The organism is Thermodesulforhabdaceae bacterium, from assembly GCA_037482015.1.
In the GTDB taxonomy this organism is placed as follows: Bacteria; Desulfobacterota; Syntrophobacteria; order Syntrophobacterales; family Thermodesulforhabdaceae; genus JAOACS01.
Genome location: JBBFKT010000003.1, coordinates 13,708 through 31,237, shown reverse-complemented (window position 1 = coordinate 31,237; position 17,530 = coordinate 13,708). Strand labels below are relative to the sequence as shown.

The following is a 17,530-nucleotide window of genomic DNA, read 5'->3' as shown; positions in this document are numbered from 1 at the left end:
CTGTTCAAGCTTGACCAATTGATTTTTCTACTTGACGTAGAAACTCTAAAACTAGCTCATTGAAAGTCTCTGTGGCTTCGAGATGTATAGCATGTCCTATGCCGTCCAGTTCCACAAGTTGTGAGTTAGGTATAAGTTCTGCAAGAACTTTGGAATTCTGTGGAGGAACAAGAATGTCATCTTTTCCGGTGATAATAAGGGTTGGACATGTAATTCTATACAGAATATCGCATACATTAAATCTATTGATAGCGATAAGTTGAGCCTGGAAAGCTTCGAACGGCTGAATGGGAGCCGAAAGAGTCTTTCTTTTATATTCGTCCACAATCTCCGGATGTTCTTTTCGACACTTTTCGCCAAATAGAAGGGGGATGTTTTTTTCGACTATTTCTTCTGGTGATAAGCCTTCCTGAGAGGAGAGACGATCGAGCACTTCACGGGCGGGAGCAATACGCCTGCTTTTTCCACAATGAGTGCATCCAAGCACCAGAGCTGATACTCGATCCGGATGAGTTGCCGCAAGCTGCTGAGCGATCATGCCACCCATGGATATTCCTGCCACATGGGTTTTGTTGATTTCCAAATGATCAAGTAAGGCTAGAGCATCCTCAGCCATTTGATCCATTGTGTAAGGACCTGGCGGCATCCAGGATTTACCAGCTCCTCGATTGTCGAAAACTATGACTGTATAAAATGCTTCAAAGAATGGACGTTGCTGATACCATGACCAACTCCCCCCGCTTAGACCACTTATAAATAGAAGTGGACTTCCCGAACCAGAAACTTCGTAGTAGATTCTTCGTTCACCGTCATCGCAGAAAGGCATGCTAACCTCCCGATGTTTATTCAGTCTCTTCTTTCAAATTCTCGATCTTTTAGAAATTCAAAAAAGATATGTCCCAGTTTATGAGTTTCTGGGGACTTCCATTTTTCCGGGGGTGGGACAGGATAAGAAAACCCAATTAGAACTTCTTTTGTTACGGTATTACTTTTTAGCCCATTTTGATCTACAACTGCCATTTCAATACGAAGCCGCTCGTTTGTTTCGAGTCGAGGGATGTCGATGGTTACGAAACCCTTGAAAGTCTTACGATCAGCAGGGGTTAGAGCTATGTAATGAGTTGAATCCGGGTTGACCCCTACCTGAGTAATTGTAAACCATATACCTGCCATATTGCCGTCTGGGTCCTGGGCTTCAACATAGATGGGGAGAATCATGTTGGAAAGAATGTTTGGAGTTAGGTAACTGTCGCTTATAACCGGCTTTGCTCCACTTTCGATGTTTTTTGACGGACTAGGCGGTATGTTTTGCGCCCAGCACCCCGCCATGATAATAGCCATTATGGCTAACAAAATTTTATTCATAAAAAACCCCCTTGTGTGGATTGAGTATCCTTCTTATCGTCGAACTCACAGGGACGAATAAAAGCAAGTTCTTCCTTTGTTGCAGGACGCACCTTAACTATTTTTACTTTGTATAACAAATTCTTACCAGCCAAAGGATGATTAAAGTCTAAAAGGACGTCATGATCCGTTTTTTCTACCACCTTGTAGGCATATTGGGCTTTTGTTGACGGATCGGTTGCTATAACCCATTTACCCGGCGAAAGAGTTCTACCTTGAGGGAATTCTTCAAAGCTTCTTCGTTTAAGGAGTTCCTTTTTGTAAAGACCAAAGGCTTCTTCGGCATGAATTGAAAAAGATGTTTCATCTCCTTCTTTTAATCCGTAGAGTCTAGCTTCAAGGGCTGGAAGGATCTGGTCGTAACCGACGGTGAAATACATGGAGACCGGCTGATCTGGGGATCCTTTGACGTAAGATCCGTCATCGATTTGAACGGTGTATTCTATTGTAACCACAGTATCTTTAGATATTTCCATTTTTCACTCCTCAATTGGGAAACCAAGCTGAATTGCTTTTTCGCGGTAGGTTTGGGCTTTTGTGTTTTCTCCCATTGATTCGTAAACTACTGATAGGTGGTAATAGGCAGAAGCGAAGTCGGGGCGAAGTTCTATCACCTTTAGGAAAGCCTGTGCCGATTCCTCCAGGCGGTTTAGGTGGAGAAGGGCTATGCCAAGGTTGTGGTGAGCCTGAAGAAGGTTAGGCATGAGCTCGACCGCCTTTTTGCACATTTCTACCGCTTTTTCGTAAAGTCCTTTTTGGAGATAAACAAAACCCAGGTTGTTGTATGGCATTGGGATAGTTGGGTCAATCTCAAGAGCTTTTTCGTTATAACTTATACATTCGTCCAATTTGCCGTCCTGAAAAAATATACCTGCCAGGTTAACGTAAGCTTGAGCCAGCCTGGGATCATACTCAATAGCCTGAAGGAATTCTGATACAGCTTCTTCTTTGAGTCCCTTTCTCATATAGGCGAGCCCCAGATTGTAATGAAAGGTTGCCGATTCTGGTTCGAAAAAAAGCCTCTCCTTTAGGTAGCGTATGTATTGATCGAGATCTGAAACTTCATGAGTTGCCATGTTTTCTCCTTTCCTTGCTAGCTACAGATTTTTTTACCAACTTATAACGCTAATGTTTTAGAGAGTCACGGTCAAGTGGAAACGGTTTTTGATTGAAGGTAGTTTGTGAAGAAAGTGGCTATTCAGCACAAGAAAGAAACCACTAATTTTTTGGAATTTGTGGTTGACAAGGTAAAATCACCGTGGGTATAAAGTCTTACGAGAGAAGAAATGGTGAAGAAATTCACTTTTGCTGTGAAATGTTTACTGGAAGGGTGTGCCCGCCGTGGGGTGGGATGAATAAATTATGTGTGGCGGTTGAACAAAATGGAGGCCAGCCATGAGTAGCAAAGAAGAAGCTAAAGAACGTATCATTAACTGGTTGAAGGAACAGAAAAAGACCAAACATTATTTTAATGATCTTTGTAAAGCTGTGCCTGAAATCAACATGAGGGAAGCCAAGAAACTTATTAATGAACTGGTTAGTGAAGGAAGACTCCGTTATTGGACAAGCGGGAGTACGACTATGTATATGCTCCCAGGAGTTGATGATGTGAAGAAAGAGGAAGAAGGAATGGTGTAAAGGGTGGTGACAGAGATGAGTCTAAAGGAGGTAAGTGTATGGCGTTAAAGCACAAAACCCCTATGCTTGATGAGCTAACCAAGGGGCCCTGGCCGAGCTTTGTAACTGACATTAAGCGTGTTGCAGAAAGAAAACCTGAATGTGATGATCTCTTGGGATTGCTCGAATTGTCTTATAAGGACAAGGAAGGACACTGGAAACACGGTGGTATTGTCGGTGTATTCGGTTACGGAGGTGGAGTTATAGGTCGTTATTGCGACAGACCTGACCTGTTTCCTAATGTGGCTCACTTCCATACTATGCGTGTTAACCAGCCGGCTAGCAAGTTCTACAAGACTGATGTTCTTCGCAAGCTTTGTGATATCTGGGAAGGAAAAGGAAGTGGTCTTTTCAACTTTCACGGTTCCACCGGTGACATTATTTTGCTTGGCACCACAACTGATCAACTTGAGCCGATCTTCTACGAACTTACCCATGAACTTGGTATGGATCTTGGTGGCTCCGGATCTAACATGAGAACACCTGAGGGATGTGTTGGTAAAGCAAGGTGTGAATGGTCCTGTATCGATACGCAGGACATTATTTATGATATAACAATGAGATATCAGGATGAGTTGCATCGTCCCATGTTCCCATATAAGTTCAAATTCAAGGCTTCCGGTTGTCCAAACGACTGTGTTGCAGCTATAGCCCGCGCTGACTGCTCTATTATTGGAACATGGCGAGATAAGATAAGAATTGATCAGGAAGCTGTTAGAGCCTACGTTGGTGGTGAACTCGTACCCCATGGTGGAGCCGATGGTCCAGAAAAAAGACCTCTTGATATCCAGGCGGAAGTAATTGACAAGTGCCCAACGAAGTGCATGGAATGGGACGGAAAGAATCTGAAGATATATGATGAAGATTGTGTTCGTTGTATGCACTGCATCAATATCATGCCCAGAGCTCTCCGCCCGGGTGAAGATGTAGGCGCTACAATTCTGGTTGGAGCAAAAGCCCCCATTCTTGAAGGTGCTCAGCTTTCTAGCGTAGTGATTCCGTTCATGAAGATGGAACCTCCCTATGAAGAATTCCATGAATTTGTTGGGAGAATGTGGGATTGGTGGATGGAGCACGGGAAGAACAGGGAACGACTCGGTGAACTTATTCAGCGTCTTGGACTGAGAGAGTTCCTTAACGCTGTTGGGTTGCAGCCAGATCCACGTATGATCAATACGCCGAGATACAATCCTTACATTTTCTACGACCCAGCGGATGTGCCTGGAGGATGGACACGTGACGCCAAGGCTTATCGTGAACGTCATCAGCCGTAAAGAAGTTGTTAGCAACAATAATAAGGAGGTGTAAATATGCCTTTCGATCCTAATGATATCATGAAAGATCGTCTTACGGATATAGGTCCACCAAAATATGATAAGTTTTTCCCACCCATAGTCAAAGAAAATTACGGGAAATGGAAATATCACGAGATTCTCGAGCCTGGTGTTTTGGTTCATGTTTCGGAAACCGGTGCGAAGCTTTACTCTGTTCGTGTCGGAACATCCCGTCTGGTAAGTGTTGATTTCATTCGAGAAGTTTGCGACATTGCTGACAAATACTGCGATGGATATCTTAGATGGACTACTAGAAACAACATCGAATTCCTAGTAACCGATGAGTCTAAACTTCGCCCTCTGATTGACGACCTGAAGAGTCGCAGCAATTGGTTCCCTATCGGTGGTACGGGCGCATCCATTACGAGCATTGTTCATACTCAGGGATGGGTTCATTGCCATACACCAGCTATTGATGCTTCAGGTATTGTAAAGGCTGTGATGGATGATCTATTTGAGTATTTTGGTTCTCATAAACTCCCCGCTCAGGTTAGAATTGCTCTCGCTTGCTGCTTGAACATGTGTGGTGCTGTCCATTGCTCTGACATCGCAATCCTGGGTGTGCATCGTAAGCCGCCTTTCATAGAACATGAACGAGTGCAGAATGTTTGCGAGATTCCTCTTGTTATAGCGGCTTGCCCAACGGCTGCAATCAAGCCCAAGAAGGTTGGAGAATACAAGAGCATAGAAATTAACGAAGCTCGATGCATGTTCTGCGGTAACTGCTACACTATGTGTCCGGCTCTTCCAATTGCAGATCAGGACGGCGACGGTGTAGCGATATGGGTTGGTGGTAAAGTGTCCAACTCTCGAGTCCCACCGATGTTCTCTAAGCTGGCCGTACCTTACATTCCTAATGAGCCTCCTAGATGGCCTACAGTCGTGAAAACAATTCGGAAAATTGTTGAAGTTTACGCATCTGATGCTCGTCGCTATGAACGAATCGGTGAATGGATTAATCGAATTGGTTGGGAGAGGTTCTTCGAAAAGACTGGATTTGAATTCCGTCATGAACATATTGATGATTACCGCCTTGCCATGACGACCTGGAGAACTACAACTCAGTTTAAGTTCTAGCATAGAGAAACAAAGGGGAGGGTTAAATTCCTCCCCTTTAAGAATTATCTGATATGGATTGTCGAGAATTCAATGGAAAAACTGAGGCAACAGAAATGCTTTCCTGGCGTGTTAAATCCTGCTGGTCTAGTTGTTGCCGCACTTAAAGGTGGATCCGGTAAAACCTTTGTTTCTACCGGTCTTGCCGCTGCTTTCAAATCGATCGGTTACAAAGTTGTCCCTTTTAAAAAAGGTCCCGATTACATCGATGCAGGCTGGCTTTCTGTCGCAGCGGGATCTCCCTGTTATAATCTTGATATGTTTCTTATGAAACCAGAAGATGTTGTAGCTTCCTTTTGCTACCAAAGCAATAAAGCAGATATAGCTCTGGTTGAGGGTAATCGAGGGCTTTTCGATGGCCTGGATGAAATAGGAAGCTGTTCCACTGCAGAACTTGCAAAACTTCTTGGACTTCCGGTTGTTCTCATTATAGACGTTACTAAAATGACAAGAACTTCTGCCGCTCTTGTTTATGGTTGCCAACATTTCGATAAGGATTTGAAAGTCAGTGGGGTGATTCTCAATAGAGTAGGGACCTCTCGGCAGGAGACTCTCATAAGGCGAGCGATTGAAGAATCTTGTGGTGTGCCTGTTGTAGGCTCCATTCCTAGGCTATCCAATAATTTTTTTCCTGAAAGGCATCTCGGTCTTATTCCTGCTTTTGAGCACTTTAAAGTAAGGGAAGCTATCGATTATGCTCGTAATATTGTTAAGGATTCGGTGGATCTAGAAAAGGTTTTGTCCATTGCGGAAAAGGGAAGATCTTGCGGGTTAGGATTTGTGGATTTTTCTCTATCTTTTGACAGCCGAAGTGCTAAAGAGTTAGGTTGCGTGATAGGGGTTATTAGAGACGAAGCATTTCAGTTTTATTATCCTGAAAATCTACTAGCTCTTGAAAAGGCTGGAGCGAAATTGGTTTTCTTTTCGGCTTTAGCTGATAAGCATTTGCCATCCAATATTGATGGGCTATATATTGGTGGTGGATTCCCTGAGGTTTATGCGGAGATTCTGGCAGGAAACGATGTTTTGAAAGCAGAGATAAGAGAAGCTATCGATAGGGGTTTGCCTGTTTATGCCGAATGTGGTGGGCTTATGTATCTTAGCGAATATATTACAGTTGATAAGAGTTCTTACCCTATGGTTGGAGTGTTACCTTTAGAAGTAGAAATGTATAAGAGGCCTCAGGGACATGGTTACGTCTTAGGACAAATTGTTGAGGAAAACCCCTTTTTTCCTGTAGGCTATTCCTTTAGAGGACATGAATTTCACTATTCTAGAGCTGTTTTGAAGAATGATAGCTATAGGGATGTGCGTTTTATTCTGAAACTTCAGAAAGGCCACGGAATAGTTGAACAATTTGATGGAATAGTGTATAGAAACTGTGTAGCTTTGTATGCTCATGTTCATGCATTGACCTGTAAAGAATGGGCGAAAAGCTTTGTGAAGACAGCCCAGTCCTACAGGGTAGGGAACATGAAGTCGGGGAGCTTCAAGGAAGCCCTTCTCCCCGCTGTAGATGATCAATTATGATGTTTAACAAAGAGGAGGTGTTGAGGTATGGCAAAGACGATTGAGTACAAAGGCAAAGTATTCGAGATTGATGAGGATGGGTTCATTTCTAGCTTCGATCAGTGGTGCCCTGAATGGGTCGAGTATGTGAAGAAGTCTGAAGGTATTGAAGAACTTACGGAAGCTCATTGGAAGATCATCAACATCCTCCAGGATTATTACAAGAAACACGGTATTGCTCCGATGGTTCGAATTTTGACCAAGCTGACTGGCTATAAGCTCAAAGAAATCTATGAACTTTTCCCATCTGGACCTGGTAAGGGTGCTTGTAAGATGGCTGGTCTTCCTAAGCCTACTGGTTGCGTATAAGGCTATTTTTTGCTAGCTGGTGGGGTTGATTTTTCCAGTAGGACCAGCGCTGAAAGATAAAAAATGGTAGTGGGCGTGATTGAGTTACAGAAGTCTTGAAAACAGAGAGGGAGACGATATCGATGTGGAGAGTAACGGTTGACAAAGACAAGTGTGCTGGTGACGGTGAATGTGTGGAAGTATGCCCCGTGAACGTTTACGAAATGATCGATGGTAAGGCTGAACCTGTAAATGCAGATGAATGTCTTGGTTGCGAAAGCTGTGTAGAAGTGTGCGAGCAAGGAGCTATCACCGTCGAGGAAGTCTAAATAGGTGGGGGATAAATGAAAATTAGGGCTCGCCGTATATGGAGCGAGCCCTTTCAGTTTATTAAAGTTGGGTTAATTGGAATTAATGGCAAACTTTGGAACATTATACGGTATCGGAGTCGGTCCCGGGGATCCAGAGCTTTTGACTGTAAAGGCTGTGAGGATATTGCAGAAAGTATCATATATCTTCGCAGCGTCTTCTTCCAAAAATGACTACAGTGTGGCTCTTGAAGCTGTTAAAAGCTATCTTTCCCCGCAAGCTAATGTTTATTCGCTTCCCTTTCCAATGACCTACGATCAACAAGAATTGGAAAAGGCGTGGCATGATAACTGTAAGCCAATGATTGAGTTACTTGCTCGGGGAGAAGATGTAGCTTTTATCACTATAGGCGATCCCCTGGTTTACAGCACTTACATCTACATTATGCGAACGATTCGAAGCTTGTATCCAGATGTTCCAATCCAGACAATCCCGGGCATCACATCGTTTCAAGCGGCTGCTTCCTTCTGTAATGTGCCCGTGGTAGAGGGGGAAGAATCGATGGCCGTCGTGTCGGGAGCTCGAGGAGCCGCTCATCTGGATAAAACTTTGGAATGTTGCGATACGGTGGTGCTTTTAAAAGTATATCGCCAGATGCCAGAAATTATAAAAACTCTTGAGGAAAAGTCTCTTCACGCTTCAATTTTCTATGTCAGCCGCTGTGGTTTACCTGATCAGGAGATTTTTTGTGAATTAGGGGAACTGAAGGGTAGAAAACCACATTATCTTTCTCTTATGATTGTAAAAAAAAATAAAGGTAATCATAATAAACCTTGATAAATAAAGGCAATTTTTTTAGCAACACGATCTATTAATAGATTGTCCAGTAAAAAAGTTTTTCCTGCTTCTCCATATTTTATAGCTTTCCTGGGGTTATTTTTAAGCCACAGGATTTTTTCTGCGCAATCGTGAATATTTCCAGGTTCAAAAAGCAATCCACACCGAGCATTTTTAACAATCCAGGACATACCAGATCCTTTTAGGTTGCTTGCTATAATTGGTTTTTCGTGAAACATAGCTTCAAGAAGCACTATGCCGAAAGCTTCGGTTCGTTCGATGGATGATAGAACAAAACAGTGGCTTGAGAGAAATAGAGCGGTAAGCTGTTCTGGAGAAAGATAACCGTGAAAAACTACTCGATTTTGAAGCCCTAATTGGCGGGCTAATTTTTTTAGTGGATTCTCTAAGTAACCTGTTCCCGCAATGTGGAGACTCACATCTTCAGGAAGAAGACCTATAGCCTTTATTAAAACATCAAAACCCTTATAATAGCTGAGCCTTCCGGCGGATAATACTCTAAATGATGTGTTCCCCCAGGTTTGTTCCGCCCATTGTAAAAGTGAAGAAGAAGGATAAGGCATCCGGTCGGTATCAATACCTAAAGGCACAACAGTGCATTTATTGTGAAAGTCATTAAGGGGTTTACTGGAATTCAGATAATCCGGCGATGAGGCTATGACGACATCTGCTCGTTTCAGAAAAAGTCTTTCTGGAATAGCATAGATAGGATAGCTAAATTTTAGTATCTTACTGAAATTTGATGAGACGACATCGGCGTGCCAGTGTATTACCCAGGGAATTTTTTTTGCCCGGCAGATTCCCAGTCCCCAGAAAGCTGATGCATTGGGAAGGTGGAAATGAAGGATATCAGGCTTCCAGTTGTTGATACATTCAAGGAAAGATTTAAGAAAAGCTGGACTTAGTGGGATAAAACCCAGATGTCCCAGGATTTTTGATCGCCAGACAAAGACTCTATCAATTATTTCAAAGCTTGAAGGTAAGCCGGGTTTATGGTGGTGCACCAGGGCTCCGACTTCGATTCCGCGGCGAGCCAGAGCCACGAGAAGATCTCTCAAAAAATATTCCATTCCCCCTGGAACGGGTGGGTAATATTTGCCAATATGAAGGACTCTCATCAGATCGATGGATATCTAGCACTCATGCCGGAAGCTTGATCAAAGGCGTAGGCTAATCGTAGTATTAGATCTTCTTGAAAATAGTTTCCGAGAATTTGCAAGCCAATGGGAAGTCCTTCGGGGGAAAGGCCACAAGGGATTGTGATGCCTGGTATCCCGGCGAGGCTTGCTGGAAGAGTATAAATGTCGGATAGATACATCGACAGCGGATCTTCTAGTTTTTCGCCGATAAAAAAAGGAAGAATTGGCGTTACGGGAGCGATTATAGCATCGCAGGTAAGGAATGCTTCCTCGAAGTCTTTTCTTATAAGATTTCTCACCTGTGATGCCTTGTGGTAGTATGCTTCATAATATCCGGCGGACAAAGCATAGGTTCCAATCATGATACGTCTTTTTACTTCAGATCCAAAACCCTGATATCTTGTTTCTGAATACATCGATATAAGATCCTGAGTTCCAGATGATGATCTGAAGCCGTATTTTACTCCATCGTAGCGAGCAAGATTTGAGCTTGCTTCCGCCGGTGCGATGATATAATAGGCGGCGACCCCATACTCCGTATGCGGTAGGCTTATATCGATGGTTCTTGCCCCAAGGCTTTCGAAAACCTTAATAGCTTTCCTTATGGCTTCTTCGATATTGGGATCCATACCTTTTACAGCGAAATATTCTTTAGGAACCCCCAATCTCAGGTTTTTTACGGGTTTTTTCATTTCTTCGCAGTATGATGGAACTTCCTTAAGAATTGATGTGGTATCTTTGGGATCGTATCCGGAGATAATTTGTAGAAGCAAAGCCGTATCTTGAACGTTTCTTGCCATAGGGCCTGCCTGATCCAGCGATGAAGCGAAGGCAATGAGCCCGTAACGAGAAACTCTTCCATAGGTTGGTTTCATGCCCACAATGCCACAAAAAGCCGCAGGTTGCCGAATAGATCCACCCGTGTCTGTTCCAATGGCTCCTGTGCATAGGCAGGCTGCCACCGCTGCTGCTGATCCTCCACTAGACCCTCCAGGGACTCTTGACATGTCCCAGGGATTTCTAGTGGGTCCAAAATAGGAATGTTCAGTGCTCGACCCCATTGCAAATTCATCCATATTGGTTTTGCCTATCAGGATGGCTCCAGCTTGCGAAAGCTTTTCTACAACGGTTGAATTATATGGTGGCACGAAGGACTCAAGAATTTTACTTCCGCAAGAGGTTCTTATCCCTTCTGTGCAAAGGCAGTCTTTTATGGCTATGGGGATCCCGCCCAGGGGTTTTTCTAAGAGTCTTTCTGGATGTTCTGTGTAAAATTGAGCATCCTTAAGCGCTCGTTCTCGGCAAACAGTAATGAATGCATTAAGCTTTGGGTTGAGAGTCTCAATTCGTTTCAAATAAGCTTCAGTTACTTCAACAGATGTAATTTCCTTTTTTATTAGCCGCCGCCTTGTCTCGGCAATGCCCCAGCGGGTGATTTCTTCGCTCATGGGTTTTCTCTCCTTTTGTGAACATTTTTATTGTAACAACAAAGCGGATTTTCGTCATATTACCTTAGGAACAATGAAAAATACCCCGTTTTGTTGAGGGGCATTTGCAAGGGCTTTTTCGTGTTCAAGCGATGGCTTTGGCTTATCTTCTCTCATGACATTTACTTGCTCTACTGCGTGATGCATGGGCTCAATGTTGGACGTATCAAGTTCATTAAGCTTTTCCATGTAGAGGAGAATATCGTTTATCTGGTGAGTCATTCGTTCCTCTTCTTCATCCGATAGTTTGAGCCGTGCAAGCTTTGCAATGTGCTTTACTTCTTCGCGGGTAATTTTGGACGACTTCATGGTGCCCTCTCCCTCTTTGTCTATTACTTATGGGCTTGAAAGACGTCTATTGGTAAATACTCGGAAAAAAACTGTAAGGTGCTTTCCATACCGGAAATCTTTCTCTTTTTCAACAGATCTTGAGTAAGATGGTGAACTCTTCGTTCTTCTTCGATTTGTTCCGATTCATTTGCAATAAAATGCTGAAGGAATCTAGCAAATCTTACTATGTGGATGAGTTCATGCGTTACTATATATACAAGGAAAGGCACAAATAAAAGATCAGAGTTAGTATTAAGCGTTTTAAGGATAACATGATCTTGTAAGCAAATCTTAAAATACTCTCCTCGAAGACTTCCTCGAAAGCGTTCCTGAGGATGTTGAGTGTACCGAAGAATCTGAGCATAGGCTATGTCGGTTATTTCTTCGGGGTAGAGATACTTTAAGGATCTTATATCGTAGCGATAATGCTTCCATTCGGCTGTCGAAATTTTGAAATGATCTCCCACAATGTCTTCCGCTATCTCTATCGCCTGATCTAGTTGATGAATTTGGTTATCGCTAAAACATGGCCTTTCCATAAAATTATCCTCACGGAAGTTTATATTGCCTTTATTGGAAAATCTTGACAAGGTGAAACTTTAAGTACTTTTTGACTTTATCGAGGCCTCGAAATAGGGAAAGTTTAAATGCCAGTTCTAGAAATCCCGCATGTTATCATGTTTTTGATTGTTTTCCATTATCAACTGGGAATTTTGAAATACCCTCCTACATTTCTAAGGGTGTTCCAAAACTTCCCTTATGAGGTGGCGAAACATAGAAAAGGGAGGGACGAAATTCGGCTTGGAAGACCTTCCCAGACTCAGGTAGCTAAAAACGACCTCAATATATGATTCACCACGTGACTGTAGGGGCGACGCATGCGTCGCCCCTACAATTCTATTACGGAGTTTTTTAGAACACCCTCCACATTTCTTGACATAAGTGGCTTTATGCTATTACGATGCATTGACTTGAGGTAGTGCCTGAGGTCACAATGCAGAATTATAGAGCTATACTTAAGTGATGGTAAGGTTCGCCTTTTGGTGGGTTGGCATTGTAAGTTTTTGTAGCAAGGTCGGATTACTCTGGCCGAATATGTTTTGAAAGGAAGACAATGGTGTGGGAGCCAAGACGTCCATCAAAGCCTGGTGTTCCTCCAGAATTTGAGGAACTTTTTCAAAGACTGAGAAACCTTTTTGGATATCGGCGAAGTCCGATCTGGGTGGGAATCATAGTGTTTGCTGTCATTATAGTAGCTCTAAATTCCTACTACATCGTAAACCCACAAGAAACGGCTGTAGTTTTAAGATTTGGCAAATTTATACGCACAGCCGATCCCGGTTTGCATTTCAAAATACCCTTTGGGATTGAACAGGTTCAAAAGGTTGTTACAGGACGGGTTCTTCAAAGAGAATATGGTTACCGAACAGTTGAAGCTGGTGTGAGAAGTAGATTTACTGAAAAAGGTTATGAGGAAGAAGCAAGAATGCTCAGTGGAGATCTCAATGTGGTAGATGTTCAATGGACGGTTCAATATAAAATTGCCGATCCAGTAAAGTATCTATTCCGAGTTCGGGATGTTGAAGGGACCCTGGATGATATTTCTGAATCAGTTATGAGAAGAATGGTGGGTAATCGCTATGCTGACGAGGTGCTTACAATTGGAAGAGCTGGAATAGCTGAGAACGCTCGCAAAGAGATTCAGGCAATCATGGATCACTACGAAACAGGGATCCATATTGTATCAGTGAAGCTTCAAAACGTGAATCCTCCAGAACCTGTTCGTGCGGCTTTCAATGAAGTCAACGAAGCCAGGCAGGAAAAGGAACGTATGATCAACGAGGCTCAAAAGCTTTACAATGAGAACATTCCTAAGGCTAGGGGGGAGGCGAGACAGATAATTACGGAAGCTGAAGGTTATGCAACAGAGCGAGTAAATAGAGCTCGGGGAGAAGCCGATCGATTTTCGGAAATTTTCACGGCCTATCAAAAAGCTCCGGATATTACTCGAAAGCGTATGTATCTTGAGTCTTTTGAACATCTTATGAATTCTGCCAAGAGTGTATTTATATTGGATGAGACTCAGAAAAATATTCTTCCGTTTTTGGACTTGTCCAGGGGGACATTTATAGAAACTCCATCTAAGGAACCGACAGAACAACATAAGACCACAGCCAAACCGTGATGTTTTTGTAAGAAGGACGATTTATGAATGGTGTCAGATGGATTGTTCCAGTATCGCTGATAATGTTATTGATAGTTGGAGATGTTTTTTTTGTTGTGAACGAAACTCAGCAGGTTGTGATTACTCAGTTTGGAAGACCAGTAAGAAGCCCCATTACTACTGCTGGGCTTTACTTCAAGATTCCTTTTATTCAGAAAGTAAATGTTTTTGAAAAGCGAGTGCTGAAGTGGGATGGCAATCCTACTCAGATTCCCACCAGAGACAAAAAATACATTTGGGTAGATACCACAGCTCGGTGGAAAATTGGAGATCCATTGCTTTTCCTTATGCGAGTAGGGTCAATTCAGACGGCTCATAGTCGCCTGGATGGCATTATTGATTCGGTAGTGCGGGATCATGTAGCTAATAATTTGCTTGTGGAGTTGGTCCGAAGCGAGGGATGGGAAGAGGCTGGAAAGAGTCTTCTTGAGAGTGGAGAGATGACCGATTACGCAGTCGCTACAAAGGCGGGAGAAAGTGATGAACCCCTAAAACTCGAAAAGGGGCGTGAAAAGATTACAAGAGAAATGATCGCTACCGCTTCGCCTCTTCTCAAAGAACTTGGTATTGAACTGCTGGATATTCTTGTCAAACGCATAAATTATATAGACACCGTTCAGCAGAAAGTTTTCGATAGAATGATTTCCGAACGGAAACGCATTGCCGCTCAATACAGATCCGAAGGTGAAGGAGAAAAAGCAATCATCCTAGGACAGATGGAAAAGGAGCTAGCAAAAATTAGATCCGAAGCCTTTATGACTGCTCAGAAGATTAGAGGTCAGGCTGATGCGGAAGCAACCAGAATTTATGCTGAAGCCTATGGAAAAGATCCGGATTTCTTCGACTTTTTGAGATCTCTTGAAGTTTATAAGAATTTTTCAAATCCACAGGGAAGTGTTGTTTTTTCAACAAAGATCGAGGCGCTTAAGTATTTGAAAGGGGCTAAAAAAGCAGGTGAATGATATATTGAGAGGGGAGAGAGAATAATGATATACGCTGAGGAAAATCCTTCTGGAATAACCGAAGTTGACTTGATAGTAGCTATCCCCACTTTTAATGAAGCATCTAATATTGCTTATGTAGTGTCTCAAGTTGATGCTGGATTGATGAAACATTATCCGGATCTGAGGAGTGCCATTATAGTTTGCGATAATCATTCTATGGATGGGACTAAGGAAGTTTTTTTGGGAGTGGATACAAGAACCCCCAAGATTTACATTTCATCTGCTCCAGGTGAACGGGGCAAGGGAATCAACCTGCGGAACCTCTTTCAAAAACTCGAGTCTCTAAATCCTCAGGCTGTAATGATTTTGGAAGCTGATATACGTAATGTTAATCCCGACTGGATTTTCAATTTCATCGAACCTGTGCGAAGAGGTGCTGGATATGTGACCCCCATCTATGTTCATCACAAATATGAAGCAACACTTTCTAGCGTCATTATTTATCCGCTTCTTAGGTGTCTTTACGGTAGGCGAGTTCGTCAAAGTATTGCAGGAGATTGTGCTTTCGGAAAAGCTTTGATTGAGCATTTTGCAAAGGCTCCATACTGGGCTGATTTTGTGTCCGAAAAGGGTATAGATGTTTGGATGGTTGCTAATGCTCTTTATATGCGCCAGCCGGTGTGTCAAACAGTTATTGGATCGCCAAAGCTTCATCGAGTAAAGGATCCTCATGCTCAGGTCAATAGAGCTTTTATACAGTTGGTTGGGACTCTGTTTGAGTTTATGGATCCATTCCAGGATTTTTGGATGAGAGTTAAATGGAGCAAACCGACCATGTTGTTTAATGCTGAACTACAGGAAGCTGAAGTGCCTATTCCTGTGGATGTTAATATTGGGCGTCTTTTTGAAACCTTCAGCCGTGGGTTAGATTCCTATAGAGATCTTTTGTCTCAGGTGCTAAGCCCTGCAGAGATGCATAAACTAGATGAGATAAGGAGCATGGGCATTCAGCACTTTAATTTTCCATCTCATACTTGGGCAACTATTCTTTTTGATGTTGCTGTTGCTTATCGTAATGCTACAGCAGATATAAGGTTGTCCCTTTTGGAGGCTCTGCTTCCTCTTTACTACGGTAAGGTGGCTTCATATGTGCGCAAGACGGAGCGCATGTCAACTCAGCAAGCAGAGGAAGTGGTGGAAAATGAATGTATGGTGTTTGAAGAAAACAAGTCTTATTTGATAAGCCGCTGGAAAATGGCTTGAGAACACCAGTGGATAATTGTTTGGTTTAAAATGATAACTGTCTTTGGTGGAAAGGTCTTTACTTACGATATGATTCTGTTTTTTGGGAAAATTACTCACTATGACAGAACTTAATACCCGATAAACTTTATTGGACTTAGAAATAATAACGAGAGGTTTTGTGGAATTCTCTTTTTGAGTGCCGCTCGGCAGCTTAAAAATATACGGAGGTTGTTAAAATGGCAAAAATTCTCGTCGTGGATGATGAAGAGCACATCAGGTTGTTATACTCGGAAGAACTCCGAGATGCAGGCTATGATGTCATAACAGCCGAAAGTGGATATAAACTCCTTGAACTTATTGAAAAGGAAAAACCGGATCTTGTCGTGCTTGACATAAAGATGGTCGATTACAACGGCTTGGATCTACTTCAGGATATTCGAGCTAAATTCTACGATCTTCCTGTCATACTTTCTACAGCCTATGACACTTTTAAAGAAGATACTAAATCCATGGCGGCGGATTTTTATGTGGTAAAAAGTTTCGATTTGACGGAACTCAAGAAGAAAATTGCTATGGCACTTGAAGCAAAGGAGTCTTTCGATTAGGGAAGTCAAGTCTGATTTTACCCTGAGTGGGCTAAAGTTTATACCCGAGCCCGGTTTCAAGACTTTTGGGGCAGAACTCTCGAATAATTGCCGGTTTGAGTCCTGCCCCTGGCTTTCGGTTTTTTGACTTTAGCTCTAAGTTTTTCATGATATCAACATTTACCGGTAAACCAGTACAGGTCTGGTTGTAAGCCTTACAAGGTTTAAAGCTTCGTCACTTATAAGCTGAATATATTTTGGTTGTTTGTGTCCATAGGCTCCCAACACTAGGAGATCATAGCGCTCCACAGCAACCGCTTTTAGAATTTCTTCTACGAAATCTCCCTTTGTTCTTTTGTTTATTGGTGTGTAGCCGTATTTGCTGAGAGTCTGATAACCTTTCAGGAGACATGTTTCGGCGAATTCATCCGGTTCTCCCCAACTGGTTTCCTGGACGTGCATTATGGTAATTTCGGGTTTTTTCTCGGCAAACATACGACCAATGAATTCTAATGCTCCCTGATCACATTGAGACCCCCTATAAGCTACCATAATTTTCTGAATGGGGCGGAAATTTCTAAGAATTAGAACAGGTTGCTTTGCATGGTGAAGTATCTTGGCTTGCACGGCTCCAAGCAGTAGTTCTCGAACTCCGGAATGACTCTGAGCACCCAGTATTATCATATCGTAATTTCCTTCATCAGCTACTCTCAGAATCTCTTCAGCCGGTTCGCCAACTGCCACCAGAGGATTACACGGAATCTTTCCACCAAGGCAGATTTCGCATGATTCGATGATCTGTTCGATGGTTTTTTCTGCTTCCTTTTCAATTTCTCGTTCCACATCGCTTCTTGAAGCAAAAGGCATATATCCGCCCCCTTCAGCGATAATATCTATAACGTCCGGTTTTACGTATAATGCGTCAACATGAGCGGGGAAATGCTCCATTAAGTGGCAAGCATATCGCAAAGCTAATTGGGATTCTTCTGTCTTATCTACGGCTACTAAAATTTTCATCATGG

At 42.8% G+C, this 17,530-nt stretch carries 20 protein-coding genes; 11 read left to right on the top strand and 9 right to left on the bottom strand.

The features are described from left to right. Positions 1–4: 4 nt before the first annotated feature. From WHS38_05575 to WHS38_05560, 4 genes are read right to left on the bottom strand one after another with little or no spacing between them, the layout of a single operon-like run. Positions 5–826, bottom strand: a complete 822-nt coding sequence (locus WHS38_05575; protein MEJ5300442.1) for an alpha/beta fold hydrolase — start codon at positions 824–826, stop codon at positions 5–7. Between the two features lie 20 nt (positions 827–846). Then, the gene (locus WHS38_05570) at positions 847–1,365 is read right to left on the bottom strand and encodes a hypothetical protein (protein ID MEJ5300441.1); all 519 of its coding nucleotides are present in this window, start codon (positions 1,363–1,365) and stop codon (positions 847–849) included. Then, positions 1,362–1,880 carry a peptidylprolyl isomerase gene (locus WHS38_05565; GenBank protein ID MEJ5300440.1) on the bottom strand — a complete coding sequence of 173 codons (519 nt, stop codon included), beginning with the start codon at positions 1,878–1,880 and terminating at the stop codon, positions 1,362–1,364. Before WHS38_05565 ends, WHS38_05570 begins: the two co-directional genes overlap by 4 nt. 3 nt (positions 1,881–1,883) lie before the next feature. Further along, the gene (locus WHS38_05560) at positions 1,884–2,480 is read right to left on the bottom strand and encodes a tetratricopeptide repeat protein (protein MEJ5300439.1); all 597 of its coding nucleotides are present in this window, start codon (positions 2,478–2,480) and stop codon (positions 1,884–1,886) included. A 319-nt stretch (positions 2,481–2,799) separates the two neighbouring features. On the opposite strand from WHS38_05560, the gene WHS38_05555 reads away from it, so the two are divergent. The 7 genes from WHS38_05555 to cobI all read left to right on the top strand — a co-directional run bounded on the left by WHS38_05555 (position 2,800) and on the right by cobI (position 8,534). After that, positions 2,800–3,042 carry a dissimilatory sulfite reductase D family protein gene (locus WHS38_05555; protein ID MEJ5300438.1) on the top strand — a complete coding sequence of 81 codons (243 nt, stop codon included), beginning with the start codon at positions 2,800–2,802 and terminating at the stop codon, positions 3,040–3,042. 38 nt (positions 3,043–3,080) lie between these two features. Continuing rightward, positions 3,081–4,355 carry a dissimilatory-type sulfite reductase subunit alpha gene (dsrA, locus tag WHS38_05550; GenBank protein ID MEJ5300437.1) on the top strand — a complete coding sequence of 425 codons (1,275 nt, stop codon included), beginning with the start codon at positions 3,081–3,083 and terminating at the stop codon, positions 4,353–4,355. A 36-nt stretch (positions 4,356–4,391) separates the two neighbouring features. Next, positions 4,392–5,492 (top strand): dissimilatory-type sulfite reductase subunit beta, encoded by a 1,101-nt coding sequence (dsrB, locus tag WHS38_05545; protein ID MEJ5300436.1) that lies wholly within the window; start codon positions 4,392–4,394, stop codon positions 5,490–5,492. A 72-nt stretch (positions 5,493–5,564) separates the two neighbouring features. Continuing rightward, a complete protein-coding gene (locus tag WHS38_05540) occupies positions 5,565–7,061 on the top strand; it encodes a cobyrinate a,c-diamide synthase (GenBank protein MEJ5300435.1) in 1,497 nt (498 codons plus the stop codon). A gap of 27 nt (positions 7,062–7,088) precedes the next feature. After that, positions 7,089–7,409 carry a TusE/DsrC/DsvC family sulfur relay protein gene (locus tag WHS38_05535; protein MEJ5300434.1) on the top strand — a complete coding sequence of 107 codons (321 nt, stop codon included), beginning with the start codon at positions 7,089–7,091 and terminating at the stop codon, positions 7,407–7,409. Positions 7,410–7,531: 122 nt separating this feature from the next. Then, a complete protein-coding gene (locus WHS38_05530) occupies positions 7,532–7,717 on the top strand; it encodes a ferredoxin (protein ID MEJ5300433.1) in 186 nt (61 codons plus the stop codon). A gap of 85 nt (positions 7,718–7,802) precedes the next feature. Beyond that, the gene (cobI, locus tag WHS38_05525; GenBank protein MEJ5300432.1) at positions 7,803–8,534 is read left to right on the top strand and encodes a precorrin-2 C(20)-methyltransferase; all 732 of its coding nucleotides are present in this window, start codon (positions 7,803–7,805) and stop codon (positions 8,532–8,534) included. On the opposite strand, the gene WHS38_05520 is transcribed toward cobI, so the two are convergent. The 4 genes from WHS38_05520 to WHS38_05505 are packed head-to-tail and all read right to left on the bottom strand — an operon-like array spanning position 8,519 to position 12,050. Beyond that, complete coding sequence (locus tag WHS38_05520; GenBank protein MEJ5300431.1) at positions 8,519–9,625, bottom strand: glycosyltransferase; 1,107 nt, start codon at positions 9,623–9,625, stop codon at positions 8,519–8,521. The two genes, cobI and WHS38_05520, sit on opposite strands and share 16 nt — an antisense overlap. 47 nt (positions 9,626–9,672) lie before the next feature. After that, entirely contained in the window at positions 9,673–11,142 is a 1,470-nt protein-coding gene (gene gatA / locus WHS38_05515) for an Asp-tRNA(Asn)/Glu-tRNA(Gln) amidotransferase subunit GatA (GenBank protein MEJ5300430.1), read from the bottom strand. A gap of 54 nt (positions 11,143–11,196) precedes the next feature. Further along, the gene (gatC, locus tag WHS38_05510) at positions 11,197–11,490 is read right to left on the bottom strand and encodes an Asp-tRNA(Asn)/Glu-tRNA(Gln) amidotransferase subunit GatC (protein MEJ5300429.1); all 294 of its coding nucleotides are present in this window, start codon (positions 11,488–11,490) and stop codon (positions 11,197–11,199) included. A 23-nt stretch (positions 11,491–11,513) separates the two neighbouring features. Next, positions 11,514–12,050 carry a hypothetical protein gene (locus WHS38_05505; protein MEJ5300428.1) on the bottom strand — a complete coding sequence of 179 codons (537 nt, stop codon included), beginning with the start codon at positions 12,048–12,050 and terminating at the stop codon, positions 11,514–11,516. 575 nt (positions 12,051–12,625) lie between these two features. Here WHS38_05505 and hflK point away from each other — a divergent pair. The 4 genes from hflK (at position 12,626) to WHS38_05485 (ending at position 16,529) form a co-directional block, all read left to right on the top strand. Next, on the top strand, positions 12,626–13,696 hold the full coding sequence (hflK, locus tag WHS38_05500; protein MEJ5300427.1) for an FtsH protease activity modulator HflK: 1,071 nt from the start codon (positions 12,626–12,628) through the stop codon (positions 13,694–13,696). A gap of 23 nt (positions 13,697–13,719) precedes the next feature. Next, positions 13,720–14,697: a protease modulator HflC gene (gene hflC / locus WHS38_05495; GenBank protein MEJ5300426.1), complete on the top strand. Its 978-nt coding sequence runs from the start codon at positions 13,720–13,722 to the stop codon at positions 14,695–14,697. Between the two features lie 24 nt (positions 14,698–14,721). After that, a complete protein-coding gene (locus tag WHS38_05490) occupies positions 14,722–15,942 on the top strand; it encodes a glycosyltransferase (protein ID MEJ5300425.1) in 1,221 nt (406 codons plus the stop codon). A gap of 218 nt (positions 15,943–16,160) precedes the next feature. Next, a complete protein-coding gene (locus WHS38_05485) occupies positions 16,161–16,529 on the top strand; it encodes a response regulator (GenBank protein ID MEJ5300424.1) in 369 nt (122 codons plus the stop codon). Positions 16,530–16,688: 159 nt separating this feature from the next. Here WHS38_05485 and WHS38_05480 read toward each other — a convergent pair whose 3' ends face one another. After that, the gene (locus WHS38_05480) at positions 16,689–17,528 is read right to left on the bottom strand and encodes a universal stress protein (protein ID MEJ5300423.1); all 840 of its coding nucleotides are present in this window, start codon (positions 17,526–17,528) and stop codon (positions 16,689–16,691) included. Between the last annotated feature and the right edge of the window lie 2 nt (positions 17,529–17,530).